Source organism: Microbacterium sp. IO18, from assembly GCF_049099505.1.
In the GTDB taxonomy this organism is placed as follows: domain Bacteria; phylum Actinomycetota; class Actinomycetes; order Actinomycetales; family Microbacteriaceae; genus Microbacterium; species Microbacterium aurugineum.
Genome location: NZ_JBMJAF010000001.1, coordinates 365447 through 389492, shown reverse-complemented (window position 1 = coordinate 389492; position 24046 = coordinate 365447). Strand labels below are relative to the sequence as shown.

Here is a 24046-nt window from a genome sequence, read left to right as displayed (position 1 = left end):
GGCAGACAATTTCTGGGACTTCTCAGTCCCGGAAGCGCATCAGGAGATGAGCGCCTTAAACGATGGCAGGCTCGAGCCGAAGATGACGTCTGCGGAGCATGCGGAATATATGACCCAGCTCATCGAGTTGATGCAGGAAGCAAAGCGGGGAGTCGTGGACCTGACGGCCTATGGGACGGGCAAGGTACTGCGGGACCTGATCCTGGAACTAAAGCCCCACCTGGAACAGGTCAAGCCCGCGTTTGGACGAGAGCCCTACCTGCTGCGGGTGTATTTCGGTGAGCCGGATCTGCACGATCGCAAGTTGCTTGCGCTCATGGTTGCCGCGAAAGCGCCTCGAACAGCCGGACTTGCTTCTCAAACTGAACACATCGATGAAGCGATCTCGAGAGCTCGCGACTGGGAAGCCGACCTAACAGCAATAAGAGCTAGTCTTTGACAAGGGAAGGAGCATCAACTATGACGGAAATTGCAGCGTCTCAGGACTCTCCCCTCTCCATCCGCGGAGGCGTTCCGGCTTGGTCAGCGAGAAGAAATCGCGAAACTCAACGGCGTCTGTTCGGCAGGATCGCGGAAGTCTCCCGTAGGGACCCGGCGGAGGTCGCAGAGGCTCTCGGCGTGGACGAGACTAGCCTTGCCGCCATCGTTCGCGGTGAGACAGACCTGTCCATGACAGAGCTTCGCCTCTTGTCCATCGCCTGCGATGTCGTGATTGACTACCGTGTTACGTCCACTGCTGACGACATGGACTCGCACGCTCAGGTCCTACTTCGCGCGCTTAAAAGCGAAATAGAAGCGGAGCGCCCCTGGAGCGGGAGATCCGCTCCCTTCGCAGGAATGCGTTGGATCAAGACATGACGGTGACCATTATCACCATCGACGTGATGAGGCTACGCGCGTCTAAGCAGTTCGAAGAGATGACTGACACTGAGGTCGCTTGGGAGATCAAGGTAGCGGATCGGTTGATTGCGCCCTCCAATGCAAGCGAGACGGCGCCGAAGGCACGCCCGGTGCACGCAACTCTTTTCGCTGACGGCCCCGATGCTTGGGGCGACATCGACCTGAGCGCCCTAGTGCTCGGCGCAGATCAGATCACGGCTCAGGAAACGAGAGACGCCCTACAGGCGTCGCCCGCTATCGAAACCCTGTATGACTTCGCTCGAACGCACTTACAGTCACTCCTAGGCACCGTCCGCGCTGACTATCGGCTCCCGATGTCTGCTCCGGCCATCGAGGTTGAGGTTTTCGAACTGCCCCTGCCAGAGGCGGACCCTGTGAGCTGAGGCGAGCCGACCTCACAGCATAATTGGTGTGTCACGGGGCACATTCGTTTCTCTCCCGTCCTGCGTCGGCTCCCTTGTCGGGGCGCGATGCATTCCAAGCGTCGACAGCCTCGACCGTCCACCCACGTGTTTGCCCGATCATGGCGTCAGATTCGGGTAGGTTGCAGAGGGCCAGCACGTCGGCCTTGACCCCGATGCGTTAGGCGAAGTCAGCCCGCGACTAGTAGGCGTTCACGCCTCCTCCCGCTCCCGGTTGATGGACGCGACAACGAACCCGGCCGCGAGGACTGGGAGGAGCCCGGGCCAGAAGTTGCCGGTCGCGAATGACCATGTTGCTGAGGCGAGTGCGAAGACGCCGAACCCGTACTTGAGCGTGTTGTTTATGATTGCTCTTCTGTAGTCAACGCTGAATGAGGCGACACGCTGCCAAGCAGTCTCGCGGCTCATTTGCCACCGGAATCGGAGTGAACCCAGCCTGAGACGAGCCTACTTGGAGCTTCACAAGCGCCTCGCGCTCACGGAAGGCACTCCACGTGCGGAAGAGGTAGAAGAGAGCCTGTCCCGGCAGGATGCGGCGCGAGGCTCCGGCCTGCAGGTCGTTCGTTACACGTCGGGACAGCGCCAGGAAGGGATCTCCGGGCCCGTTCTGAATACCGTCTCGAATGCGGTTGAAGAACTCCGCAGTGTCGTCGACATCGAGCTCAGAGAACTCGAGGAACGCCACCCCCCCAGTGCTCTGACCGGGAGCCGCAGGTAGCGGTACATGCCAAGACGGGCGGCGAACTTGATGTTGGGGATGGATAGCACCGCGTCGGCCATCTCGATCTTGGTGAGCCCCGAGTGCCCGCCAATGTGTGAAGCCGCATCCTTCACGTCGCCTGCCTTGAACGCTGTGTAGAGCCGAGCGATTGCGCCCACGTCCTTCGCATGGGCGCGGTCGCCAAGCTCAGTGGTGACGAGCATATCCCCCGTGTTGCGCGCTGAGCCAGAGTCCAGAACCACGAGAGCCTCCTCGTTGGTCCCTCGCGCGACCACGACCCAACCACCCTTCCCCGCAGCGACGATCGCCTGACAGCGGTTCTGGCCCTCGATCAGGCGTCCCTCGGCGTCGAACTTGATTGCTTCGCCTGTGACAACCCAGCTGTCGCTCTGGATGTCTCGCATGTACCCGTTGATGCGGCTCTTGCGCATGTTGCGGTTGCGGTCGATGTTCAATGCCAGCCAACCGACTGCCATCTCCGGTGTGACGAAGACATACTCAGCGGTTTCGCTGGCTGGACCGTGCGCGACGGTCGCGGTCTGCTTGCTCATGCCCTCCCCCTTGGTCGAGCGGGCTTCAGGACGATCGCTGGTGAGATCAAGTTGTAGCCAAGAAATGCGCGGAGCGCACTACTGCCCGATCGTATCGCCCAGATGTTGCCCACACTCCCCCGGACACAAAAAAACCCCCGGAAATCCGGGGGTTTGTCTGTGCGCGATACTGGGATCGAACCAGTGACCTCTTCCGTGTCAGGGAAGCGCGCTACCGCTGCGCCAATCGCGCCCGTTGGGGCTATTCAGTTTTCCCGTGAGGTGGCGACGGGATTCGAACCCGTGTAAACGGCTTTGCAGGCCGGTGCCTAGCCGCTCGGCCACGCCACCGTGTGGATTGACCCCACGTGCGAAGGACCTTCCGAAGAAGATCCTCTGCACTCGAGCGGATGACGAGACTCGAACTCGCGACCCCAACCTTGGCAAGGTTGTGCGCTACCAACTGCGCTACATCCGCATTTCGTTCCCGGTCGTCCCGGGCACTCATGAAACATTAGCCGAAGATTTCCCGTCCGCCAAACCCGTTGCGAATCTCGCGCGTGTCTCGCTGACTGGTCCGCGAGGGCTCCGAGCGTCGGGTAGTATCGGTTGACGTACCCCGCGGGTATGGGCGATTGGCGCAGTTGGTAGCGCGCTTCCTTCACACGGAAGAGGTCATCGGTTCGAGTCCGGTATCGCCCACCATAACCTCCGATTCGCCGCTACTCCAGCATGATGCGGATGACCCTGTCGTCACCGGTCGCAGGTCGACCCCGGCCATCCGTGTTGTTGGTCAGAACCCAGAGCGCGCCATCCGGAGCCACCGCCACATCGCGGATCCGACCGTACTCGCCCGAGAAGAACTCGGTGGACGCGGACAGGTCGTCCAGCGGTACCCGACGCACTCGCTCGCCGCGAAGGTTGGCGACGAAGATCGCACCGTCCGCGATCGCGATCCCGCTGGGACTCGCCGTATCGGGAGCCCACTGCTGCACGGGATCGATGAAGGTGCCACGATCTCCGACGCCCTCGACCTCCGGCCACCCGTAGTTGCCGCCCGCCTCGATGACGTTGAGCTCATCCCAGGTGTCCTGGCCGAATTCGCTCGCGTACATCGTGCCGCGATCGTCCCAGGCCAGTCCCTGCGGGTTGCGGTGGCCGAGGCTGTACACGGGTGAGCCCTCGAACGGGTTGTCCTCGGGTATGCCGCCGTCCGGTGCGATGCGGAGGATCTTCCCCGAAAGACTCCTCGGATCCTGTGCGCTCTCGCGATCGCCGGCGTCGCCGACGGTCACGTACAGCATGCCGTCCGGACCGAACGCGATGCGGCCTCCGTTGTGATTCGTCGCGGCCGCGAGTCCCGAGAGTACCGTGTCGGACTCGCCGAGCTCGATCGATCCCGGGGAGCCGGACAGCGGAAACCGCTGCACCCGGTTCTCGTCCGCCGCAGTGGAGTACGCGTAGAGCCATCCCTCCTGGACGGCGATGCCCAGGAGACCGCCTTCGCCTCGTGGCTCCGCTCCGTCGATCACCGCGACCTCACGCACGTCCCCGTCGTCGGAGACCTCCAGCACCCGCGCGGTGTCGCGCTCGCTGATCAGCGCGGCCCCCTCATGGAAAGCGATGGACCACGGCGCGGCCAGATCTTCGACGACCGTCGACGTCTCCCCCGGGGCTTCGCGCTGAGAGACGCTTTGCGGCAGCGGCGCGCAGGCGCTCAGAAGCAACGAGGACAACGACGCGATGCCCAACGCGCGCAGGACACGTCGCACCTTCGACTCCATCACCGCTCCTTCCGGACCGTACGCTTCCCCTCGAGGCTAAACGCACGACCACGCAGGCAGAAGACCCGGGGGCACCGTTCCTCGGTCGCATCGTCGGTTCTGTCCGACCGTGCGCGTATCCTGCCCCGGTGTCGATGACTCACGCTCTCCCCGGTCCGTGCGCGCTCTGCGGCGGCGACGCGGGCATCCGGAACGAGGACCTCTGGTGCTGTGCGGCGTGCGGCTGGCGCTACGGCGACGTACCGGACGCCGACCTCCCGCTCCCCCGCGTCGACGTCGTCTACTACATCCGCTTCGACGAGCGCGTGAAGATCGGGACGAGCAGCAACCCCCGACGACGCCTCTCTGCGCTTCGGCACGACGAGCTCCTCGCCTTCGAACGAGGAGGGCGGTCCCTGGAACAGCAGCGCCACCGCGACTTCGCCTCCATCCGCGAGGGCGGCGAATGGTTCACCCTCACCGCGGCTCTGCGCGCGCACGTCTCGCACCTCCGCCACGAGGGCGAACCCTGGGTGCTCTACGCGCGTTGGCTGAGCGCAGCGCTGCGCGGAGACGATGACCGCGGGTGGACCGTCACATGACGATGCCGGGCGACTGCTTCGGGAAGTCCAGTCGCCCGGCACCGCGTATCGGGACGTGATCAGGCCGTGGCTGCGCGTCCTCGTGCGTTCGCAGGCTCCGGCTGCGAGAAGAGCACGACGACGATCACCGCTGCCCCCACCACGACGTGCGGCAGCCAGACGTTGAGAGCCTCTCCGGAGAAGCCGAAGATCCAGGGCGACAGCGCGAGGAACAGGCTGGCGACGATGTCGAACACGAGATGCACGGGCATCGGGATGAAGCCGAACGGACCCCACTCGTACTTCGTGAACAGGCTGTAGACGATGAGCCCGATGCCGAGGACGATCGGGATGATGACCGCGGGTCCGCCCATGCTCGCGAAGCCGAACAGCCAGGGCGCGGCGATCAGGGCGATGCCGACGATGTAGTCGAGAGCTCCGTGGACCTTGGTGGGGATGAAACGCATGATTCCTCCTTGTGTGGCGCCGCTGAACGCGACTCACCACTGGTTCGAAGCCCTCCTCGCATCGGATTGCCCGCGGCGCGAGAAAGGGTCGCGGACGAGTGTTCGCGGCTCGGTCCCAGGCGGCGCTGCTACGGTGAGCAGTGTCGGCAACTCGCCGGCATCAGGGAAGACTTCTCGTCGACCAACGGGCCTCATCGGTCATTTCGTTCTCCGTCGCCTCCTCTGTGTGAGCCCGAGGAGCGTCATGCCCATCCCGTCAACCCCTGCCTTCCGAGACCCTGCGCACGCATGGGCCGCACCCATCGCCCTCCCGAGCGGCTCGACGGCGATCGTCTACTGCGAAGGTCAATTCGGGGAGCAGGACGGCAAGACGGCGAACGGACTGGTCCGCCACTCCGAGAAGTACGAGATCCTCAGTGTCATCGACAGCACCCGCGCCGGTGCGGATGCCGGCATGCTGCTGGACGGCACCGCGAACGGCCTCCCGATCGTCAGTGATCTCGTCACGGGCATCGCGCACGCCGGTCACGTCCCGGACTACCTGATCTGCGGCGTCGCACCGGCAGACGGCCTCCTCTCCGCGGGTCAGCGCACCGTACTCCTCGACGGGATCGCTCGAGGCATGCACATCATCAACGGTCTGCACGAGTTCCTCACCGACGACGCCGAGTTCGTGGCCGCCGCGCTGCTGGCCGGAGTGACGATCACCGACATCCGCCGCCCGCGCGAGAAGAAGGACCTCCACCTGTTCTCCGGGCGGATCTTCGCCGTGACCTGTCCGCGCATCGCGATCCTCGGCACCGACGGAGCCATCGGCAAGCGCACCACCGCGACGATCCTGGTTCGTGCGCTGAACGAACGCGGCATCCATGCCGTCATGGTCGGCACCGGACAGACCACGATCATCCAGGGCGGCCGCTACGGCGTGGCGCTCGACGCACTCGTCCCGCAGTACTGCTCAGGTGAGGTCGAGAACCAGGTGGTCGCGGCGTTCGAGGGCGAACACCCGGACGTGATCATCGTCGAGGGGCAAGGCGCGCTCAGCCACCCGGCGTACATCACGTCGGCGCACATCCTCCGTGGGAGCCGGCCTGCCGGAGTGATCGTGCAGCATGCCCCGGGCCGCACGGTGCTCGGAGACTTCCCGATGGTCGCGATGCCGACGGTCGACAGCGAGATCGCTCTCATCGAGGCCTTCGCCGACACGCGTGTGATCGGTGTGACCGTGAATCACGAGAACCTCTCCGCGGATCAGCTCACAGCGGCGATCGACGGGATCGAGATCGACACCGGCCTCCCCGCCACGGATCCGCTGACCCGCCCGCTGGGGGAACTCGTCGACATGGTGCTGCAGGCGTTCCCTGCCCTCACCCCGCGGCCGACCATCCGTAGCGTCGTGTGAGAGCGGCACCGACCCGGTCGTAGCGGTGTCGGTCGAGGACAGCGGCTTCTCGACGGAGTCCTCGCTCGTGCACGCTGTAGAGCTGTTCGATGTCGACCCAGGATTCGCGTCTCTGCGCGTCCCACTCCCCCGTGCCGATCGAGAGATAGTCGCGATCGCCGTCGTGGGGTCTGCTCGTCATGCGCACGGCGTACACGCGCTCAGCGGACTCGCGTCCGATCACGAGAACGGGACGATCCTTGCCGCGTCCGTCATTCTCCTCGTAGGGCACCCAGGTCCAGACGATCTCTCCGGCATCCGGCGCCCCGTCGCGCTGCGGCGCGTAGGCGACCTCCAGACGCGTGATCCGGTCCGGATCGACGCGAACGGTCTCGCTGCCACTCATCCGCCCCCGCTCCACCGTCGACGACGACGGCGCGGGTCGTTGCTCCTCGGTGCGCAGACGCGCGACCGGGCGCCTCGGACCTGATGTCCGAGGCGCCCGGCCGGAACCCACTGCCTTGCGCAGGATGTCCAGGAGTGATGTCAGGATGCTGTTGCTCTTGCCCACTCGGTCACCCTAACCGCAGTTCACGCGTCGANCCCCCCCCCCCCCCCCGGCCGGAACCCACTGCCTTGCGCAGGATGTCCAGGAGTGATGTCAGGATGCTGTTGCTCTTGCCCACTCGGTCACCCTAACCGCAGTTCACGCGTCGACGAGTGCGTATCCCTCCTCGCCGTGGACGACCTGGTCGACACCGGCGATCTCGTCCTCGCTCGTGACGCGGAATCCGATCGTCTTCTCGATCGCGAAGCCGATGAGGAAGGCGACTACGAAGGAGTAGATCAGCACGCCGACCGCGGCGATGACCTGCACCGCGAGCTGGCGGGCGTCGCCGCCGACGAACAGACCCGTGTCGGTGGCGAAGAAGCCGAGGTACAGGGTTCCGATCAGACCGCCGACGAGGTGGATACCGACCACATCGAGCGAGTCATCGAAGCCGAGACGGAACTTCAGCTCGACAGCGAGGGCGCAGACGATACCGGCTACGGCACCGAGCAGGAGGGACCAGCCCGGGGTGAGGTTGGCGCAGGCCGGGGTGATGGCGACGAGACCGGCGACGGCACCGGAGGCTGCACCGACCGAAGTCGCCTTGCCGTCCTTGATGCGCTCGATGAGGATCCAGCCCAGGATCGCGGCCGCGGTGGCGCCGAGCGTGTTCAGCCCGATGAGTCCGACTCCGCCCATGTCCTCAGCGAGCCACTCCGCACCGGCGTTGAAACCGAACCAGCCGAACCACAGCAGTGCGGCACCGAGGAGGGTCAGCGGCACGTTGTGCGGCTTCAGGATGCCCTTCTGGAAACCGATGCGCTTTCCGAGGACCAGAGCGAGCGCCAGGGCGGCTGCACCCGCGTTGATGTGGACCGCAGTACCGCCGGCGTAGTCGATCACGCCGATGCCGCTGTCCTCACCGAAGAGCGTCGTGCCGAGGTTCATGATCCAGCCGCCACCCCAGACCCACGCGGCGACCGGGAAGTAGCCGACCGTGGCGAAGATGCCGGCGAAGATCAGCCAGCTGCCGAACTTGGCACGATCCGCGATCGCTCCGGAGATCAGCGCGACGGTGATGATCGCGAAGGTCGCACCGTAAGCGACGCCCAGGAGCGCGACGTTCGATCCTTCACCGGACGCCAGGCTGGACAGCCCGAAGTCGGCGAAGGGGTTGCCTGCGAAGGCGGTCGGGCTGTCGACGGCACTCATCGAGAAGCCGAAGAGAATCCACAGCACGGCGACAAGTCCGATCGAGCCGAAGCTCATCATCATCATGCTGACGACGCTCTTCGCCTTGACGAGACCTCCGTAGAAGAAGGCGACGCCGGGCGTCATGAGCAGAACGAGCGCTGTCGCGGTGATCGCCCACGAGATGTTGCCGGGAGCATCCATAGGAAAACCTCACATCCGAAGTAATTGAGAGCTTCAGTGTGACGACGCGCCGTTTCGCGCATGCGTGAGGTTTGTTTCCCCGCTGTTACAGCGCCGCTCCTGGTGTGAACATCGCGTTACGCGGCCCTTCGGGGTTACGCAGAATGCGTCAAGGCGTTGAGTCGAGAGACGGCGCGCAGGTACTTCTTGCGGTATCCGCCGGCCAGCATCTCCTCGGAGAACACCGAATCGAGCCCGAGCCCGGTCGCGATGACGGGGATCTGGGCGTCGTACACGCGGTCGACGAAGGCGACGAAGCGCAGCGCCTCGGACTGATCGGTGAGCTGATGCACGTCGCGCAGCCCGACCTGGTCGAGACCTTCGATCACACGGATGTAGCGAGACGGGTGCACCTGGGCGAGGTGACGGATCACATCGTCGAAGCGGTCGTCGGATGCCGTGCCGTCCGCCGTCGCTGCTGCCGCTTCATAGGCGTCGTCATCCAGGACCACGGCGTGTCCGTCGATCGCCCGCTGGCGGAAGTCCACTCCGTCGATGCGGAGGGTCTGGAAGCTGTCGGACATGGCGTGGATCTCGCGGAGGAAGTCCTGTGCGGCGAATCGTCCCTCGCCGAGTGCGTTCGGTGGAGTGTTGGAGGTCGCCGCCAGGCGGGTCCCCGTGGGAACGAGCTCTCCGATGAGGCGGGTCATGACCATGGTGTCGCCCGGATCGTCGAGCTCGAACTCGTCGATGCACAGCAGATCCGCGCCCTTGAGCAGGTCGACGGTGTTCTTGTATCCGAGGGCCCCGACCAGGGCGGTGTACTCGATGAAGGAACCGAAGTACTTCCGTCGGGCCGGCATCGCGTGATAGATGGAAGCGAGCAGGTGGGTCTTGCCGACACCGAAGCCGCCGTCGAGGTAGACACCGGGTTTGAGCTCGGGTTCCTTCTTCGCGCGGCTGAAGAGGCCGCCGCGCTTCACGGCGGGACCGCGGCCCGCGAAACGCATCAACGTCTCCTTCGCCTCCTCCTGCGAAGGATAGGCAGGATCCGCGCGATAGCTGTCGAAAGTCGCCGTGTCGAACTGGGGCGGCGGCACCAGGCTCGCCAGCATCTCGGGTCCGGTGACCGTCGGCTGACGATCGGTGAGGTGCACGGTGCGGCTGGTCGTGTCGGTCATCACGGTCCTGAATCGGGTGCTGGCCTGTGTCGAAGTCTTACGAAACGGGCGCAGGGTGCTCGGCGGGGATCTATCGTCGAAGGGACGGATCAACACTACGCCGTCCACACTCACCCCCTCATCCACTCACACGCTTCGGAGATCCCATGGCCATCGAGTTCGATTCCTCCCCCCCCAAGTTCGCCGAATACGCCGAACCCGGTCGCCTCGTGACCACGGAGTGGCTCGCCCAGCGACTCGGGACGCCCGGACTCGTCGTCGTCGAGTCGGATGAGGACGTGCTTCTCTATGAGACGGGCCACATCCCGGGTGCGGTGAAGGTCGACTGGCACACCGAGCTCAACGACCCCGTCGTCCGCGACTACGTCGACGGCGAGGGCTTCGCGGAACTGCTGAGCCGCAAGGGCATCTCCCGTGACGACACCGTCGTGATCTACGGCGACAAGAACAACTGGTGGGCGGCCTACGCCCTCTGGGTCTTCTCCCTGTTCGGCCATGAAGACGTCCGCCTTCTCGACGGCGGACGCGATCGCTGGATCGCCGAGGGCCGAGAGATCACCCGCGAGGCGACCAGCCGCCCGGCGACCGAGTACCCCGTGGTCGAGCGCGATGACTCCGTTCTCCGCGCCTACAAGGAGGACGTCCTCGCCCACATCGGCAACCCGCTGATCGATGTCCGCTCCCCCGAGGAGTACAACGGAGAGCGCACGACGGCTCCCGCATACCCCGAAGAGGGTTCGCTCCGTGCCGGCCACATCCCGACCGCGCAGAGCGTGCCGTGGGCGAAGGCGGTCGCGGAAGACGGCGGTTTCCGCAGCCGCGCCGAGCTCGATGAGATCTACCGCGACGGAGCAGGCCTGAACGAGGGCGATGAGATCGTCGCCTACTGCCGCATCGGCGAGCGTTCGAGCCACACCTGGTTCGTCCTCAAGCACCTCCTGGGCTTCGAGAACGTGCGCAACTACGACGGCTCCTGGACCGAGTGGGGTAGCGCTGTACGTGTTCCCATCGTCACAGGATCCGAGCCCGGCACGCTCTGAGCATGTGACAATGACAGGGATGAGCACAAGCGACGTTCCTGAGGCCCTCGCCGACATCCGCGACGGATTCCTGGAGATTCCCGAAGCCGACCGTCTCCTGCTGCTGCTCGAGTTCTCGGACGAGCTTCCCGACGTGTCCGCAGAGGTCGCGGCGCACCCGGAGATGTACGAACGGGTCGCCGAGTGCCAGTCGCCGGTGTACATCCACGTCGAGGTCGACGACGACATCGTCACCATGCACGCCTCAGCGCCGCCCGAGGCGCCGACCACGCGTGGGTTCGCGAGCATCCTGGTCCAGGGCCTGACCGGCCTCACCACCGATGAGGTGCTCACGATACCGAACGACTACCCGCAGTCGATCGGGCTCACCAAGGCCGTATCGCCGTTGCGGATCGGGGGCATGACCGGAATGCTCATGCGCGCGAAGAACCAGGTCATTCAGAAGCGGTGAAGCCCTGAGCCTCGAGCCAGTCCGTGATCGCGGTCGTCCAGCCGACCTGATCGTAGTTCCACAGCTTCGTGTGGCGGGCGACCGTGAACCGCGGCATGGTCACGAGGTCGGGGCGCGCCTCCTGCAACGCATGTGAGGAATCCGCCGGCACGAATCCGTCGTCGTCGCTGTGCAGGATCAGCACCGGCGCGGTGAGTTCGTCCGCACGAGCGACCATGTCCAACCGGTCGAACGGGATCGGCGCATCCGCTCCGCTGAGGCGTGCGGTGAGGGGCATCTGCAGCGCTCCCATGGCCAGCTCCGGAAGCGGCGCCCGCACGCGGGCGAGCTTCGCCTGGAATCTCAGCACCGTGCGCCAGTCGACGACCGGCGATTCGAGGATGATCCCGGCGATACGATCGCGGTGCCCGGAGGTGACTGCTGCTTGCAGCGACACCGCACCTCCCATCGACCAACCCATCAGGATGACGCGTTCGGCACCGTGCCGCAGCGCATAAGCGATCGCGGCATCGACGTCACGCCACTCCGAGGCACCGAGGGCGTACGCACCCGCCTTCGTGCGCGGGGCCTCGCCGTCGTTGCGATAGGACACGACGAGGTTGGGAAGGCCGGCGGCATGCAGCACCGGCACCGCACGGAGACACTCGGCGCGTGTCGCCCCACGGCCGTGCACCTGGACCACCCAGGTCTTCGACGACGCCGGGAAATACCAGGCCGGGCACGGCCCCGCGGGCGAACCGATCAGCAGGTTCTCCCACCGCAGATGAAGCTCACTCGGCGAGGAGTAGTAGTACCCGCTGAAGGCCGCGGCGCGGTCGACGCGAGCACCGGGCTCGATCTGTGTCAGGAGCTTGCGACGCACCGTCCCCGCGTCCGCGCTGAGCACGGCGCCGAGCTTGACATAGCCGTAGGTGCCCGTCGTGAACAGGCCGTAACGACCGGGAAGCTCGGTGTCGGGAGTGCGCTGCAGCTCGATGGTCTGTGCGCCGGTGTCGACGGCGAGGATCTCGGTGTCGGTCACGCGACGCATGGGGGTGACCACTCGCCGAGCCACGGCGAACACGACGAGAGCGAACGCCGCCCCGAAAGCGAACAGGGCGGGGACAAGGAGGGTAACGGCGTGCCTGAGACTCTTCATCGCTTCCTGACTCTAGCCTGTTGCCGTGACCGCACCCCCCGAAGCCGGGACGCCCTTCGAGAGCGCCGTGGCCGAACTGCGCGCGACCGAGTTCCGCGATGACATCACGGTGCGCGAGATCGCCACGCCACAGGGCCTCGCGCCCTTCGCCATCGCCCTCGCCGCCGATGTGCGCCCGGAGGGTGACGGCGAGTCCGTGTACGGCACCGGCCGGTTCGTCCTGCTGCACGATCCGGAGGAACCAGGGGCATGGGGCGGCTCCTGGCGCATCGTCATCTTCGCGCAGGCCCCGCTCGAGACCGAGATCGGCACCGACCCCCTCCTGGCCGATGTGACGTGGTCGTGGCTGGTCGATGCGCTCGACTCCCGCCAGGCCGTCTACCACTCGGAATCGGGCACCTCGACCAAGACGCTGTCGAAGGGATTCGGCGGGCTCGCCATCGAGGGGGACGGAGCCCAGATAGAATTGCGGGCGTCCTGGACTCCGGAAGGCCCGTTCCGACCCCACGTCGAAGCATGGGCCGAGCTGGTCGGAATGCTGGCGGGACTTCCGCCCGGCTCCGAGGGCATCGCCGTGATCGGCGCGCGAAAGGCTGTACGTGACTGAATACTCCGTGATCTCGGATGCTGAGGAGTTCCGCGCGGCGTGCGCCGTGCTCGCCGCCGGTACCGGGCCCGTGGCCGTGGACGTGGAGCGCGCGTCCGGCTTCCGATACTCGCAACGTGCCTACCTCGTGCAGGTCTTCCGTCGCGACGCCGGGGTCTTCCTGTTCGATCCACCTGCGATCGGTGACTTCGATCCACTCCAGGACGCGATCGGCGACGTGGAGTGGGTGCTGCATGCCGCGAGTCAGGACCTCCCGTCCCTTCGGGAGCTCCACCTGGAACCGCCGACGATCTTCGACACCGAACTCGCCTCCCGCCTGCTCGGTCACGAGCGCGTCGGGCTCGGGGCGGTCGTCGAGGACACCTTGGGCATCACGCTCAAGAAGGAGCATTCCGCCGCCGACTGGTCGACGCGTCCGCTTCCGGACTCCTGGCTGGAGTATGCCGCTCTCGACGTCCTGCATCTGATCGACGTCCGCGACGTCCTCGTCCTGGAGCTCGAGGAGCAGGGCAAGACGGAGATCGCGGCGGAGGAGTTCGCCGCCACCCTGACACGCGCACCCAAACCCCCGAGAGAAGACCCCTGGCGCCGACTCAGCGGCCTGCATCAGGTGCGCGGCGCCCGCAACCTCGCGGTCGCCCGTTCTCTGTGGCAAGCCCGCGAGGCATACGCGCAGGACCAGGACGTCTCGCCCGGACGACTCGTGCCGGACCGCTCCCTGGTGGCCGCGGTGATGGCGAACCCGCCGTCGAAGCAGGCTCTCGCCGGCGTCAAGGAGTTCCAGGGGCGCGCCAGTCGCACACAGCTCGACCGCTGGTGGCAGGCCATCGTCGAGGGCAGGGCGACGGAAGACCTCCCCCGTGAGCGCGTACCGAGTGAAAGCCTTCCCCCGCCCCGCGCGTGGGCAGACCGGAATCCGGAAGCGGATGCGCGACTCAAGGCAGCGCGACCCGTCGTGGAGGCCACGGCCGAAGAGCTGGGGATGCCGACGGAGAACCTCCTGACGCCGGAGTATCTGCGCCGCGTGGCCTGGGAGCTGCCGGGAGAGACTCCGGAGGAGATCGGCGCTGCACTGGCCGCACTGGGCGCCCGCCCCTGGCAGATTGAACAGACTGCACAGAAGATCGCTGCGGCCTTTGTAGAAGCCGCGCAAACGCCCGACGCGACCCCCGCGACCGCTTCGTAGGTTCGATCCAACCGATTCCTCCCGGTTTTCACGGGCTTCGTAGACTGAGGCCACGCACTAACTTGGAGGCAGAGTGGCCGAGATCTCGGACGTCTTCTTCGTCGATGGAGTACGCACCCCTTTCGGGCGCGCCGGCGAAAAGGGCATGTACTGGAACACCCGCGCGGATGACCTCGCCGTCAAGGCGACCATCGGCCTGATGGAGCGCAACGCCGCCGTGCCGGCCGACCGCATCGACGATGTCGCGATCGCGGCGACGAGCCAGACCGGCGACCAGGGGCTGACGCTCGGGCGATCCGTGGCGATCCTCGCCGGCCTTCCGCAGACCGTGCCCGGTCTCGCGGTGGAGCGCATGTGCGCAGGCGCGATGACGAGCGTGACGACCATGGGGGCGTCGATCGGCGTCGGCATGTACGACTTCGCCCTCGCCGGCGGCGTCGAGCACATGGGCCACCACCCCATCGGTGGCAACGCCGACCCGAACCCGCGCTTCGTCGCCGAGAAGATGGTCGATCCCGGCGCGCTCAACATGGGCGTCACCGCGGAGCGGATCTTCGACCGTTTCCCGCACCTCACGAAGGAGCGCTCGGACCGATTCGGGATGCTCAGCCAGCACAAGGTGCAGGCAGCGTACGACGCCGGCAAGATCCAGCCCGACCTCGTCTCGGTCGCCACCAAGGGTCCGGATGGCGCCTGGGGTCTCGCGACCGAGGACGAGGGCCGCCGCCCGCAGACCACGATGGAAGATCTCGCGTCCCTCAAGACGCCGTTCCGCCCGCACGGGCGCGTCACCGCCGGCACTTCCTCCCCGCTCACCGACGGCGCGACGATGTCGCTGCTCGCCGGGGGCGGAGCGGTGAAGGAGTTCGGACTCGCGCCGAAGATGCGGATGGTCTCGTTCGCCTTCGCCGGTGTGCAGCCCGAGATCATGGGCATCGGACCGATCCCGTCGACCGAGAAGGCCCTCAAGAAGGCCGGACTCACGATCGACGACATCGGCCTGTTCGAGCTCAATGAAGCATTCGCCATCCAGGTGATCTCTCTGCTCGACCACTTCGGCATCGCCGACGACGACCCCCGCGTCAACCAGTGGGGCGGCGCGATCGCGCTGGGACACCCGCTCGCGGCATCCGGTGTGCGCCTGATGATCCAGCTCGCGGCCCAGTTCGCTGAGCGCCCCGATGTCCGCTACGGTCTGACCGCCATGTGCGTCGGCCTCGGTCAGGGCGGTTCGGTCATCTGGGAGAACCCGCACTACGACGGCAAGAAGAAGAAGTGAGCGCCACTGTGACCAACTACGACGAGATCGACTTCTCCCCCATCCAGGCGCTCACCGAGGGCGAGGTCATCACGCAGTCGCCCGTGCGCGACATCCGTCTCGCCTCCGGCAAGGTGCTCGCCCTGATCACACTCGACAACGGCCGCGATCACACGCGTCCGAACACACTGGGTCCGGCGACCCTCACTCAGCTGGGTGAAACACTCGACGCTCTCACGGCACGAGCGGCCGCGGGCGAGATCCAGGCTGTCGGCATCACGGGAAAGCAGTACATCCTCGCCGCCGGCGCCGATCTGTCCGACATCAGCAAGGTCGGCTCGCGTGACAACGCCCGCCTGATCGCGCAGCTCGGCCACAAGGTGCTCGGCAAGCTCGGCGATCTCGGTGTGCCCTCGTTCGCGTTCGTGAACGGCCTCGCCCTCGGCGGTGGCCTGGAGATCGCTCTGAACTCCAGCTACCGCACGGTCGACGCCTCGGCGGCGGCAGTGGCCCTGCCCGAGGTCTTCCTCGGCATCATCCCCGGTTGGGGTGGCGCATACCTCCTGCCGAACCTGATCGGCATCGAGAACGCGCTCGAGGTCGTCATCTCCAACCCGCTCAAGCAGAACCGCATGCTCAAGCCTCAGCAGGCATTCGATCTGGGCATCTTCGACGCGATCTTCCCCGCGGCGAACTACCTCGAGAACTCCCTGTCGTGGGCGGACGCCGTTCTCGGCGGCAAGAAGGTCGAGCGCAAGAACGAGCCCGGCAAGATCGAACGCCTCACCAAGTGGCCGATCGCCATCAAGATGGCACGCGGGATGCTCGAGTCGAAGATCGGCACCGTGCCGAGGTCGCCGTATGCCGCACTCGACCTGCTCGACAAGGCCAAAGCCGGAACCAAGGCAGAGGGCTTCGCCCGCGAGGACGAGGCACTCGCCGAACTCGTCACGGGCGATCAGTTCGCGGCGTCCATGTACGCGTTCGACCTCGTGCAGAAGCGCGCGAAGCGTCCTGTCGGCGCTCCGGACAAGCAGCTCGCGAAGAAGGTCACCAAGGTCGGCATCATCGGCGCCGGTCTCATGGCGAGCCAGTTCGCGCTGTTGTTCGTGCGCAAGCTACAGGTGCCCGTGCTCATCACCGACCTGGACCAGGCGCGCGTCGACAAGGGCGTCGCGTACATCCACGAGGAGATCGGCAAGCTCGAGGCGAAGGGACGCCTGGACGCCGACTCGGCCAACAAGCTGCGCGCGCTCGTCACCGGCACCACCGACAAGAGCCTCTACGCGGACTGCGACTTCGTGATCGAGGCCGTGTTCGAAGAGGTCGGCGTCAAGCAGCAGGTGTTCGGCGAGATCGAGAAGGTCATCGCCGAGGACGCGATCCTCGCGACCAACACCTCGTCGCTGTCCGTCGAGGAGATCGGCTCCAAGCTGGCGCACCCCGAGCGTCTCGTGGGCTTCCACTTCTTCAATCCGGTCGCAGTGATGCCGCTGATCGAGATCGTGAAGACACCGGCGACGGACGATGCCGCGCTGTCGACGGCTTTCGTCGTCGCGAAGAATCTCGGCAAGAACGCGGTGCTCACCGCCGACGCGCCGGGCTTCGTCGTGAATCGACTGCTCGCCAAGGTCATGGGCGAGGCGGCCCGCGCGGTCTACGAGGGCACGCCGATCGCCGACGTCGAGAAGGCGTTCGGCCCGCTCGGTCTCCCGATGGGGCCGTTCCAGTTGATCGACCTGGTCGGGTGGAAGGTCGCCGCCCACGTGCAGGACACGATGGTCCACGCCTTCCCCGACCGGTTCTACGCCAACGAGAACTTCCATGCGCTCGCGGAACTCGACGCGGTCGTGGAGAAGGACAAGGGCGGACGCGTCATCGGCTGGACCAAGCAGGCCGAGAAGGTGCTGAAGCCGGCGGTCGGCAAGACCCCTGCCTCCGCAGCGACCATCCTGCAGCGCGTTCAGGACGGCCTGGCACAGGAGATCAAGCTGATGCTGGACGAAGGCGTCGTGCCCGAGGTCGAGGACATCGATCTGTGCCTCATCCTCGGCGCCGGCTGGCCGTTCATCGACGGGGGCGCCTCGCCGTACCTCGACCGTGAAGGAGCGTCCGAGCGGGCCTTCGGCAGCTCGTTCCACACTCCGCAGATCCGCGGCGTCGAGAGCCGCTGACCGCGAACACCATCACGCGACGCGCCCCACGGGATTCCCCGCGAATCCGGTGGGGCGCTTCGTCGTCCGTTCTGCGATGACGTGGCACCGCAGATTCCCGTCGCCGAGGCTCAACCGGCGGACTGAACCGGTCGGCCGTCGACCTCACCGTAGCGAGGCCAGTACGACAGTGCCCTCTCCGCAAGCGCGGTGATCGTGAGCGAGGGGTTCACCCCGGGATTGGCGGGCACAGCGGCGCCGTCGACGACGTGCAGCCCGGGATGCCCCCAGACGCGGTGATACGCATCGATGACCCCGTGTGCCGGCGATGCGGAGATCACGGCACCTCCGAGGAAGTGCGCCGTGAGTGGGATGCCGAACACCTCCGGCCAGGATCCGCGCGGAGCTGCGGGCACCCCGCCCTCGGCCTCGACCCGCGCGGCGATCGCCGCAGCCGCGGTGTGAGCTTGGGGCAGGTAGCTCGGGTTCGGCGATCCGTGACCCTGCGCACTCGTCATCACGAGGCGACCGAAGCGGCGGCGTAGCGAGAGGGTGAGCGAGTTGTCCGCCGTCTGCATCACCAGCGCGATGATCCCCCGCTCACTCCAGCGCCGGAGGCTCCCCAGACGGAACTGCCGCAGCGGAGAGCGGAGCACCTGCGCGACGAGGCTGCGCAGCCGCACCCCCAGCGGCCGCCCTCCGGGGACGATGATCGTCGCCAGCGCCCCCATCAGGTTCGAGCCCGGCCCGTAGCGGACGTTCTCGACGTGCGTGCGCTCGTCGATGTGGAACGAGGTCGTGATCGCGACGCCGCGAGCGAGCTGGAGAGACTCCGGGACGTCCGTGGCGACCGCGCCGTCCAGCGCTTCCGAATTGGTGCGGGTGAGACGGCCGATCGACCCCGAGATCCGCGGCAGTGCGCCGGACTCCTTCATCCGATGCAGGAGCTGCTGCGTGCCCCACGTGCCGGCCGCCAGCACCACCTGCCTGGCGGTCACCGTCCTCCGCGCGTGCCGGAGCCACGCCCCGCTGCGCTGTGTCGTGACCGCGAATCCTCCGCTGGGGAGCTCCCGCACCTCGCTGACCGTTCGCAGCGCCTCGATCGCGGCCCCGCGGCGTTCCGCGAGAGCGAGGTAGTTCTTCATCAGTGTGTTCTTCGCGCCGACACGACAACCCACCATGCAGTTCCCGCAGAGGGTGCATCCGGTGCGATCGGGGCCCTCACCACCGAAGAAGGGGTCTGGTGTGCGCTCCCCCGGCTTTCCGAACCAGACGCCGACCGGCGCGCGCCGGAAGGTGTCGCCGACGCCGAGGTCCTCCGCGGCACCGGCCATGATCCTCTCCACAGGTCCCGTATGCGGGTAGTGCTCGACGACGCCGAGCATCCTCTTCGCCGTGGCGTAGTGCGGTGCGAGCTCCGTCTCCCACTCCGCGATACCGCGCCATTGCGGGTCCGCGAAGAAGGCCGATCCGGGCTGGTACAGCGTGTTCGCGTAGTTGAGCGATCCGCCTCCCACGCCTGCCCCGGCCAGGATCATCACATGCGGCAGTCGGTGGATGCGCTGGATCCCGTAGCAGCCCAGGGCCGGTGCCCACAGGTACCGGCGGACGTTCCAGTTGGTCTTCGCGAAGTCGTCGTCCTCGAAGCGACGCCCCGCTTCGTAGACGCGCACACGGTAGCCCTTCTCCGCCAGTCGCAGTGCGGCGACGGAACCACCGAATCCGGAACCCACGACCACGACATCTTCGTCGAACTCAGTCATCGCTCTCCTTCGGCACCATCATGGTGAGCGCTCCCGGAATGACCGAGATCGTGCACTCATCCTCGCCGATCCGCTCGCCGTCGGCGTAGACCACCAGACCCGGGGCCGACACCGTGACCGACCGCGCGCGACGATGCGCGACCTCGCCGCGCGCGAGATGCGTTCCGCGGAGCAGCAGCGGAAGGAGCCGCAGCAGGCGCAGTCGGCCCAGCGGGGCGACATGAACGATGTCGAGGAACCCGTCGTCCGGCACAGCCCCGGCGCAGATCGGCATCCCGCCCCCGTAGCTGGAGGTGCTGCCGGCCGCGACGAGCGTCCCCGGCGACCTCCTGGCGGGTTCACCGTCCACCGCGAGCGTGAAGTCCATCGGCGTCAGTCGCAGGAGCTCGATGAGCAGTGCGAGGTAGTAACGCGGCGCGCCGTGCGGCCAGCGGAGCCGGTTGGTGCGATCACTGACTTTCGCGTCGAAGCCCAGCGCCGCGATGGTCAGGAACCTCCGGCTTCCCTCCGCGGTGCGGACCACGCCGACATCGATCGCTCGCGGCACGCCCGTGAGCGCGAGTTCGGCGGCGGCCCGGGCGTCTCCGCGCGGGAGCCCGAGTGCGCGGGCGAGATCGTTCCCTGTGCCCGCGGCCACGAGGACGATGGGGACGGCGGCGTCGCACACCGTGTCGAGCACGCCGGAGAGCGTACCGTCACCCCCCACGACCACGAGGACACGCGGCTCATCCGCCAGCGCGGCGACAGCGAGTCGGGCGGTATCCGTCGCGGAAACCCCCGCGTAGGTGCGCACGTCGACGCCGCGCTCCCGGAGGAGTCGGACGGCCGTCTCGGTCGCCCGCTCGCCTCGGCCTTTGCCAGCGTAAGGGTTCGCGAGCACGGCGATGTGCTCGGACACGTCAGTGCATCCGCTCGAGAGGGAGCACAGCGCCGGGGTTGAGGACACCGGCGGGGTCGAGTTCGCGCTTGATGGCGGAGAGGATGCGGATGCCGGTCTCGCCGATCTCCTGGCGGAGCCACGGCGCATGGTCCCTGCCGACCGCATGGTGGTGGCTGATGGTCCCGCCCGAGTCGATGATCGCATCGTTGACGCGCGCTTTCACCGCGTCCCACACCCGGAGCGGCTCTGCACGGAGAGCGGCGAGCACCGTGAAGTACAGCGACGCCCCACTCGGGTAGATGTGGGACACATGGCACATGACGTACGACTTCGCACCGACGTCGGCGAAGCCTGCCTTGAGCGCCGATTCGACGGCCGAACGCAGCGTCTGCAGGTTCGACCAGGTCGTCGCGGTCTCGAGCGTCTCGCAGAAGACTCCGGCGTCGAGCAGCGAATCGCGCAGGTAGGGGCCGTCGAATCGGCCCTTCCGCCATTCCTCGGCCGGCCCTTCGCCCGCAGAGACCCCTCCAGCGGCAGCGAGTCGGGCTCCTGTCCGGGCGCGCCGCTCGGCGATGTCCTCTCCTTCGTAGACCGTCACCACGCTCGCGCCCTTCGCGAGGGCCTTGCCGATCCTGCCGACCTGGGCGAGACTCACCGCGGTCTCCGCCTCATCCGACAGCCGGATGACGGTGGGGCCGCCACCCTGCTGGGCGACCCCGCGGAGTCCCTCGGCACCGCTCGCGAAGTCGGGGAAGGACCACGACTCGAACATCCGGTCGCGCGGGAGCGGGTGCACGCGTACCCGCACCTCGGTGATCACACCGAAGATGCCCTCCGAACCGAGGAAGATCCTGATCAGGTCGGGCCCCGCCGCGGACCCCGGAGAGCGTCCGAGTTCGATGTCACCCGTGGGTGTCGCCACCCTGATCCCGGTGACCATCGTGTCGAAGCGCCCGTTGCCCGCGGAGTTCTGCCCCGACGACCGCGCCGCCGCGAATCCGCCGATCGTGGCGTAGCGGAAGCTCTGGGGGAAGTGGCCGAGCTCGAATCCGCGCGCAGACAGCAGCGCCTCCGCCTCCGGCCCCGTCGTTCCCGCCGCCAGCACGGCATCCCCGCTGATCTCATCGAGCCGGATCAGACCGCTCAGGCGTCGCAGATCGAGGCTCACGACAGCGTGGTGCGGGCCCCGTTCGGGATCCAGCGCTCCGACGACGCTCGTACCGCCACCGAACGGGATCACCGCGATCCCCCGTGCGACGGCGACGTCGAGGCACGCTCGGACTTCTGCATGATCCGCGGGACGAAGGACGGCGTCCGGCGCGTCCTGATGGACCTCGCGGCGCCGGAGGAGGTCCGGCGTCGACCGCCCGCCGGCGTGACGGATACGCGCCTCGGCGGCGGCATCGACGTTCTCCGGGCCGACCGCGGTGCAGAAGGCCGCATGGTCCTCATCGGTCAACCGCGAAGGTGCCAACTGCACATGTGCCAGTTCCACGGCGGGGTCAGGCTTGCGTACCCGCCCGAGCAGCATCGGAAGCAACGCTCGCACGGCGAGCGGCAGGTCCTTCGCCTTCGCCGGATCACCCCAGCCGTTCCATCTCATCGACGGGTCCGCATCGACCACGACATCTCCTTGCGCCATGCGTTACAGTGTGACACATCATGGAAGAACGTCAACCTCTCGGGGATGCGACACAGACCCGGATCCTCGATGCCGCCGACGACCTCCTCGAACGGCGCGGCGTCCGCGGTGTCACGATCGCAGAGCTCGCGCGTCGCTCCGAGCTGAGCCGCCCCACGATCTACCGCAACTGGGCCGACGCCGACGATGTCGTCCGCTCGACGCTCCTGCGCAGGGTCGAACGCATCCTGAGCGCGCTCCCCGCCAGAGTGCACACCCGTGCGGCGCTCGTCGACGACGTCCTGCTGTTCACCGCCCTCTTCCGCCGAGACCCGCTCTTCGCGCGCCTGCTCGCGGATGAACCCGAAGCCTTCACCCGATACACGCTCGAACGGGTGGGATCGAGTCAGCGCCTGATCCTGCAGTGGCTGACCACCGCGATCGGCACCGCGCAGGCTCAGGACTCGGTCCGCCCCGCGCCGCCCTCGGAGATCGCGGTGATGCTCCTGCTCGTGGCCCAATCCGCGGTGCTGTCGCACGGGACCGTGTCGGAGCTGATCTCCGAGGACGCGTGGGAACGCGAACTGCGGGCGGCACTCGACGGACTGCTCCGGCCATGATGTCCGAGTCGTCCGCACTGAACGTCGCGCGGCGACGCGTGGAGTTGGCGCGGTCCGCAGAGGAGAAGGTCGACGTCCTCGTGGTCGGCGGCGGAATCACCGGCGCGGGCGTCGCTCTCGATGCGGCATCCCGCGGGCTTCGCGTCACCCTGATCGAGGCGGAGGATCTCGCCTTCGGTACCAGCCGCTTCAGCTCGAAACTCGTACACGGCGGGCTGCGCTACCTTGCGACCGGCGACTTCGAGACAGCGAAGGAGAGCGCGCTCGAACGGCATCTGCTCCTGACGACGATCGCCCCGCATCTGATCCACCCGCTCGGACAACTCCTCCCGTTCGCATCCGGCATCTCGCTGCGTCAGCGCGTCGCGGGCGCGGTGGGCATGGGAATGGGCGACCTGCTTCGGATGCGGGCGCGTACGCCCCGCGCAGTCCTCCCCGCCCCCTCGTTCGTGTCGGCCCGCTCGGCGACCCGCTTGGTGCCCGCACTGGGGCCACGAGGCCTCCGTGGCGGCATGCTGTCCTACGACGGCCAGCTCGTCGACGACGCCAGGCTCGTCACGACCGTCGCCCGGACAGCAGCAGCACTCGGCGCCCGCATCCTCACCCGGGTCCGCGCCGTCGCCCTGCGCGGCGATGGGGCATCCGTGGAGGAGACGATCACCGGCGAGCGGTTCGAGCTCCGCGCACACGCCGTCATCAATGCGACGGGTGTCTGGGCAGGAGGGCTCGACCAGACGATCCGCGTGCGGCCGAGTCGAGGAACGCACATCGTGCTGGACGCCGCCGATCTCGGGAACCCGACGGCCGCGCTCACCATCCCGCACGAGGGATCGATCAGTCGCTACATCTTCGCTCTGCCGCAGGCTCACGGCCGCATGATCGTCGGCCTCACGGATGAGGACGCACCCGGTCCGGTGCCTCAGGTCGCTGAGCCGACGGAACGCGAGATCGAGTTCCTTCTGTCCAGCCTCAACCGTGTCGTGGCCACATCGATCCGGCGTGACCAGGTGCGCGGCGCCTTCGCGGGGCTGCGCCCCCTGGTCGACAGCGGCAGCGACACGACAGCGGACGTCTCGCGGAAGCACCTGGTGACGACGGCCGACGACGGCTTCATCACCGTGCTCGGCGGAAAGCTGACGACCTATCGGAGGATGGCCGAGGACGCGGTCGATGTCGCCGTCCGCACGCGCGCATTGCCGGCATCGTCCAGCAGAACCTCCTCGCTCCGGCTCGTCGACCGAGTGGTCGCCGGTTCCGACGAGGTGATCGACGCGTCCACCGGGCTGACCCATGCTGAGGTCGACTTCGCGGTGCGCGTCGAGGGGGCGCTGACCGTCGAGGACGTGCTCGACCGCCGCACCCGCATCGGTCTCGTCGCCGCCGATCGCGAACGCTGCCGACCGATCATCGCACCGATCCTCGCGCACACGCTCGCCGACCTCGGCTGAACGAGCAGACG

The 24046-nt window shown here is 67.1% G+C and carries 24 protein-coding genes and 4 tRNA genes; 14 read left to right on the top strand and 14 right to left on the bottom strand.

The genetic code is table 11. The features are described from left to right. Positions 1–109 precede the first annotated feature (109 nt). The 3 genes from ACLF6J_RS01935 to ACLF6J_RS01925 are packed head-to-tail and all read left to right on the top strand — an operon-like array spanning position 110 to position 1283. Positions 110–439: a hypothetical protein gene (locus tag ACLF6J_RS01935; RefSeq protein WP_134353763.1), complete on the top strand. Its 330-nt coding sequence runs from the start codon at positions 110–112 to the stop codon at positions 437–439. Between the two features lie 20 nt (positions 440–459). Continuing rightward, positions 460–858 carry a helix-turn-helix domain-containing protein gene (locus ACLF6J_RS01930; protein ID WP_134353764.1) on the top strand — a complete coding sequence of 133 codons (399 nt, stop codon included), beginning with the start codon at positions 460–462 and terminating at the stop codon, positions 856–858. Further along, positions 855–1283, top strand: a complete 429-nt coding sequence (locus ACLF6J_RS01925; RefSeq protein ID WP_134353765.1) for a hypothetical protein — start codon at positions 855–857, stop codon at positions 1281–1283. The genes ACLF6J_RS01930 and ACLF6J_RS01925 overlap by 4 nt, the downstream gene beginning before the upstream one ends. A 231-nt stretch (positions 1284–1514) precedes the next feature. Here the strand turns inward: ACLF6J_RS01925 and ACLF6J_RS01920 are convergent, their stop codons facing one another. The 5 genes from ACLF6J_RS01920 to ACLF6J_RS01900 all read right to left on the bottom strand — a co-directional run bounded on the left by ACLF6J_RS01920 (position 1515) and on the right by ACLF6J_RS01900 (position 3051). Further along, positions 1515–1730 carry a hypothetical protein gene (locus tag ACLF6J_RS01920; RefSeq protein ID WP_421076810.1) on the bottom strand — a complete coding sequence of 72 codons (216 nt, stop codon included), beginning with the start codon at positions 1728–1730 and terminating at the stop codon, positions 1515–1517. 156 nt (positions 1731–1886) lie between these two features. Then, positions 1887–2594, bottom strand: coding sequence for a hypothetical protein (locus ACLF6J_RS01915; protein ID WP_134353767.1), 708 nt, complete (start codon positions 2592–2594; stop codon positions 1887–1889). A gap of 160 nt (positions 2595–2754) precedes the next feature. Next, a tRNA-Val gene (locus tag ACLF6J_RS01910) sits at positions 2755–2826 on the bottom strand. A 27-nt stretch (positions 2827–2853) separates the two neighbouring features. Further along, a tRNA-Cys gene (locus tag ACLF6J_RS01905) sits at positions 2854–2924 on the bottom strand. A gap of 54 nt (positions 2925–2978) precedes the next feature. Continuing rightward, a tRNA-Gly gene (locus ACLF6J_RS01900) sits at positions 2979–3051 on the bottom strand. A 151-nt stretch (positions 3052–3202) separates the two neighbouring features. Between ACLF6J_RS01900 and ACLF6J_RS01895 the strand changes: the two genes are divergently transcribed. Then, positions 3203–3278, top strand: a tRNA-Val gene (locus ACLF6J_RS01895). Between the two features lie 17 nt (positions 3279–3295). On the opposite strand, the gene ACLF6J_RS01890 is transcribed toward ACLF6J_RS01895, so the two are convergent. After that, positions 3296–4357 carry a PQQ-dependent sugar dehydrogenase gene (locus tag ACLF6J_RS01890; RefSeq protein ID WP_134353768.1) on the bottom strand — a complete coding sequence of 354 codons (1062 nt, stop codon included), beginning with the start codon at positions 4355–4357 and terminating at the stop codon, positions 3296–3298. Positions 4358–4491: 134 nt separating this feature from the next. Between ACLF6J_RS01890 and ACLF6J_RS01885 the strand changes: the two genes are divergently transcribed. Beyond that, positions 4492–4938: a GIY-YIG nuclease family protein gene (locus ACLF6J_RS01885; RefSeq protein WP_134354018.1), complete on the top strand. Its 447-nt coding sequence runs from the start codon at positions 4492–4494 to the stop codon at positions 4936–4938. A gap of 59 nt (positions 4939–4997) precedes the next feature. On the opposite strand, the gene ACLF6J_RS01880 is transcribed toward ACLF6J_RS01885, so the two are convergent. Further along, positions 4998–5384, bottom strand: coding sequence for an SPW repeat domain-containing protein (locus tag ACLF6J_RS01880; RefSeq protein ID WP_047519453.1), 387 nt, complete (start codon positions 5382–5384; stop codon positions 4998–5000). Between the two features lie 244 nt (positions 5385–5628). On the opposite strand from ACLF6J_RS01880, the gene ACLF6J_RS01875 reads away from it, so the two are divergent. Beyond that, positions 5629–6786: a DUF1611 domain-containing protein gene (locus ACLF6J_RS01875; protein WP_134353769.1), complete on the top strand. Its 1158-nt coding sequence runs from the start codon at positions 5629–5631 to the stop codon at positions 6784–6786. Here the strand turns inward: ACLF6J_RS01875 and ACLF6J_RS01870 are convergent. From ACLF6J_RS01870 to zapE, 3 genes are all read right to left on the bottom strand, one after another. Then, positions 6752–7336 (bottom strand): type II toxin-antitoxin system PemK/MazF family toxin, encoded by a 585-nt coding sequence (locus tag ACLF6J_RS01870; RefSeq protein ID WP_208526553.1) that lies wholly within the window; start codon positions 7334–7336, stop codon positions 6752–6754. The two genes, ACLF6J_RS01875 and ACLF6J_RS01870, sit on opposite strands and share 35 nt — an antisense overlap. Positions 7337–7471: 135 nt before the next feature. Continuing rightward, on the bottom strand, positions 7472–8710 hold the full coding sequence (locus tag ACLF6J_RS01865) for an ammonium transporter (protein WP_047519451.1): 1239 nt from the start codon (positions 8708–8710) through the stop codon (positions 7472–7474). A 134-nt stretch (positions 8711–8844) separates the two neighbouring features. Next, entirely contained in the window at positions 8845–9870 is a 1026-nt protein-coding gene (gene zapE / locus ACLF6J_RS01860; protein WP_134353770.1) for a cell division protein ZapE, read from the bottom strand. Positions 9871–10016: 146 nt separating this feature from the next. Between zapE and ACLF6J_RS01855 the strand changes: the two genes are divergently transcribed. Beyond that, entirely contained in the window at positions 10017–10910 is an 894-nt protein-coding gene (locus ACLF6J_RS01855; protein WP_421076809.1) for a sulfurtransferase, read from the top strand. 19 nt (positions 10911–10929) lie between these two features. Continuing rightward, entirely contained in the window at positions 10930–11361 is a 432-nt protein-coding gene (locus ACLF6J_RS01850; protein WP_134353771.1) for a SufE family protein, read from the top strand. On the opposite strand, the gene ACLF6J_RS01845 is transcribed toward ACLF6J_RS01850, so the two are convergent. After that, complete coding sequence (locus ACLF6J_RS01845; RefSeq protein ID WP_134353772.1) at positions 11345–12499, bottom strand: alpha/beta hydrolase family protein; 1155 nt, start codon at positions 12497–12499, stop codon at positions 11345–11347. The two genes, ACLF6J_RS01850 and ACLF6J_RS01845, sit on opposite strands and share 17 nt — an antisense overlap. A gap of 25 nt (positions 12500–12524) precedes the next feature. On the opposite strand from ACLF6J_RS01845, the gene ACLF6J_RS01840 reads away from it, so the two are divergent. From ACLF6J_RS01840 to ACLF6J_RS01825, 4 genes are all read left to right on the top strand, one after another. After that, the gene (locus ACLF6J_RS01840) at positions 12525–13106 is read left to right on the top strand and encodes a DUF3000 domain-containing protein (RefSeq protein WP_047519441.1); all 582 of its coding nucleotides are present in this window, start codon (positions 12525–12527) and stop codon (positions 13104–13106) included. Beyond that, positions 13099–14292 (top strand): ribonuclease D, encoded by a 1194-nt coding sequence (locus ACLF6J_RS01835; RefSeq protein ID WP_134353773.1) that lies wholly within the window; start codon positions 13099–13101, stop codon positions 14290–14292. The genes ACLF6J_RS01840 and ACLF6J_RS01835 overlap by 8 nt, the downstream gene beginning before the upstream one ends. 73 nt (positions 14293–14365) lie before the next feature. Continuing rightward, entirely contained in the window at positions 14366–15571 is a 1206-nt protein-coding gene (locus ACLF6J_RS01830) for a thiolase family protein (RefSeq protein WP_047519437.1), read from the top strand. An 8-nt stretch (positions 15572–15579) separates the two neighbouring features. Then, positions 15580–17724 (top strand): 3-hydroxyacyl-CoA dehydrogenase NAD-binding domain-containing protein, encoded by a 2145-nt coding sequence (locus ACLF6J_RS01825; protein ID WP_134354020.1) that lies wholly within the window; start codon positions 15580–15582, stop codon positions 17722–17724. A gap of 110 nt (positions 17725–17834) precedes the next feature. On the opposite strand, the gene ACLF6J_RS01820 is transcribed toward ACLF6J_RS01825, so the two are convergent. From ACLF6J_RS01820 to ACLF6J_RS01810, 3 genes are read right to left on the bottom strand one after another with little or no spacing between them, the layout of a single operon-like run. Continuing rightward, positions 17835–19466 (bottom strand): GMC family oxidoreductase, encoded by a 1632-nt coding sequence (locus tag ACLF6J_RS01820; protein ID WP_134353774.1) that lies wholly within the window; start codon positions 19464–19466, stop codon positions 17835–17837. Next, the gene (locus ACLF6J_RS01815; protein WP_134353775.1) at positions 19459–20364 is read right to left on the bottom strand and encodes a YegS/Rv2252/BmrU family lipid kinase; all 906 of its coding nucleotides are present in this window, start codon (positions 20362–20364) and stop codon (positions 19459–19461) included. Before ACLF6J_RS01815 ends, ACLF6J_RS01820 begins: the two co-directional genes overlap by 8 nt. Position 20365: 1 nt before the next feature. Next, on the bottom strand, positions 20366–21988 hold the full coding sequence (locus ACLF6J_RS01810) for an FAD-binding oxidoreductase (protein WP_244093660.1): 1623 nt from the start codon (positions 21986–21988) through the stop codon (positions 20366–20368). A 20-nt stretch (positions 21989–22008) separates the two neighbouring features. Here ACLF6J_RS01810 and ACLF6J_RS01805 point away from each other — a divergent pair, with 20 nt between their 5' ends. Beyond that, a complete protein-coding gene (locus ACLF6J_RS01805) occupies positions 22009–22587 on the top strand; it encodes a TetR/AcrR family transcriptional regulator (protein WP_134353776.1) in 579 nt (192 codons plus the stop codon). Then, positions 22584–24035: a glycerol-3-phosphate dehydrogenase/oxidase gene (locus tag ACLF6J_RS01800; protein WP_134353777.1), complete on the top strand. Its 1452-nt coding sequence runs from the start codon at positions 22584–22586 to the stop codon at positions 24033–24035. The genes ACLF6J_RS01805 and ACLF6J_RS01800 overlap by 4 nt, the downstream gene beginning before the upstream one ends. Positions 24036–24046: the final 11 nt, after the last annotated feature.

Excerpts from the sequence above, each read along its gene's own strand:
- ACLF6J_RS01930 (WP_134353764.1), top strand. The coding sequence starts at position 460 with ATGACGGAAATTGCAGCGTCTCAGGACTCTCCCCTCTCCATCCGCGGA.
- ACLF6J_RS01805 (WP_134353776.1), top strand. The coding sequence starts at position 22,009 with ATGGAAGAACGTCAACCTCTCGGGGATGCGACACAGACCCGGATCCTC.
- ACLF6J_RS01850 (WP_134353771.1), top strand. The coding sequence starts at position 10,930 with ATGAGCACAAGCGACGTTCCTGAGGCCCTCGCCGACATCCGCGACGGA.
- ACLF6J_RS01800 (WP_134353777.1), top strand. The coding sequence starts at position 22,584 with ATGATGTCCGAGTCGTCCGCACTGAACGTCGCGCGGCGACGCGTGGAG.
- ACLF6J_RS01925 (WP_134353765.1), top strand. The coding sequence starts at position 855 with ATGACGGTGACCATTATCACCATCGACGTGATGAGGCTACGCGCGTCT.
- ACLF6J_RS01855 (WP_421076809.1), top strand. The coding sequence starts at position 10,017 with ATGGCCATCGAGTTCGATTCCTCCCCCCCCAAGTTCGCCGAATACGCC.
- ACLF6J_RS01885 (WP_134354018.1), top strand. The coding sequence starts at position 4,492 with ATGACTCACGCTCTCCCCGGTCCGTGCGCGCTCTGCGGCGGCGACGCG.
- ACLF6J_RS01820 (WP_134353774.1), bottom strand. The coding sequence starts at position 19,466 with ATGACTGAGTTCGACGAAGATGTCGTGGTCGTGGGTTCCGGATTCGGT.
- ACLF6J_RS01880 (WP_047519453.1), bottom strand. The coding sequence starts at position 5,384 with ATGCGTTTCATCCCCACCAAGGTCCACGGAGCTCTCGACTACATCGTC.
- ACLF6J_RS01865 (WP_047519451.1), bottom strand. The coding sequence starts at position 8,710 with ATGGATGCTCCCGGCAACATCTCGTGGGCGATCACCGCGACAGCGCTC.
- ACLF6J_RS01845 (WP_134353772.1), bottom strand. The coding sequence starts at position 12,499 with ATGAAGAGTCTCAGGCACGCCGTTACCCTCCTTGTCCCCGCCCTGTTC.
- ACLF6J_RS01875 (WP_134353769.1), top strand. The coding sequence starts at position 5,629 with ATGCCCATCCCGTCAACCCCTGCCTTCCGAGACCCTGCGCACGCATGG.
- ACLF6J_RS01810 (WP_244093660.1), bottom strand. The coding sequence starts at position 21,988 with ATGGCGCAAGGAGATGTCGTGGTCGATGCGGACCCGTCGATGAGATGG.
- zapE (WP_134353770.1), bottom strand. The coding sequence starts at position 9,870 with ATGACCGACACGACCAGCCGCACCGTGCACCTCACCGATCGTCAGCCG.
- ACLF6J_RS01920 (WP_421076810.1), bottom strand. The coding sequence starts at position 1,730 with ATGAGCCGCGAGACTGCTTGGCAGCGTGTCGCCTCATTCAGCGTTGAC.
- ACLF6J_RS01890 (WP_134353768.1), bottom strand. The coding sequence starts at position 4,357 with ATGGAGTCGAAGGTGCGACGTGTCCTGCGCGCGTTGGGCATCGCGTCG.
- ACLF6J_RS01915 (WP_134353767.1), bottom strand. The coding sequence starts at position 2,594 with ATGAGCAAGCAGACCGCGACCGTCGCGCACGGTCCAGCCAGCGAAACC.
- ACLF6J_RS01935 (WP_134353763.1), top strand. The coding sequence starts at position 110 with ATGACCCAGCTCATCGAGTTGATGCAGGAAGCAAAGCGGGGAGTCGTG.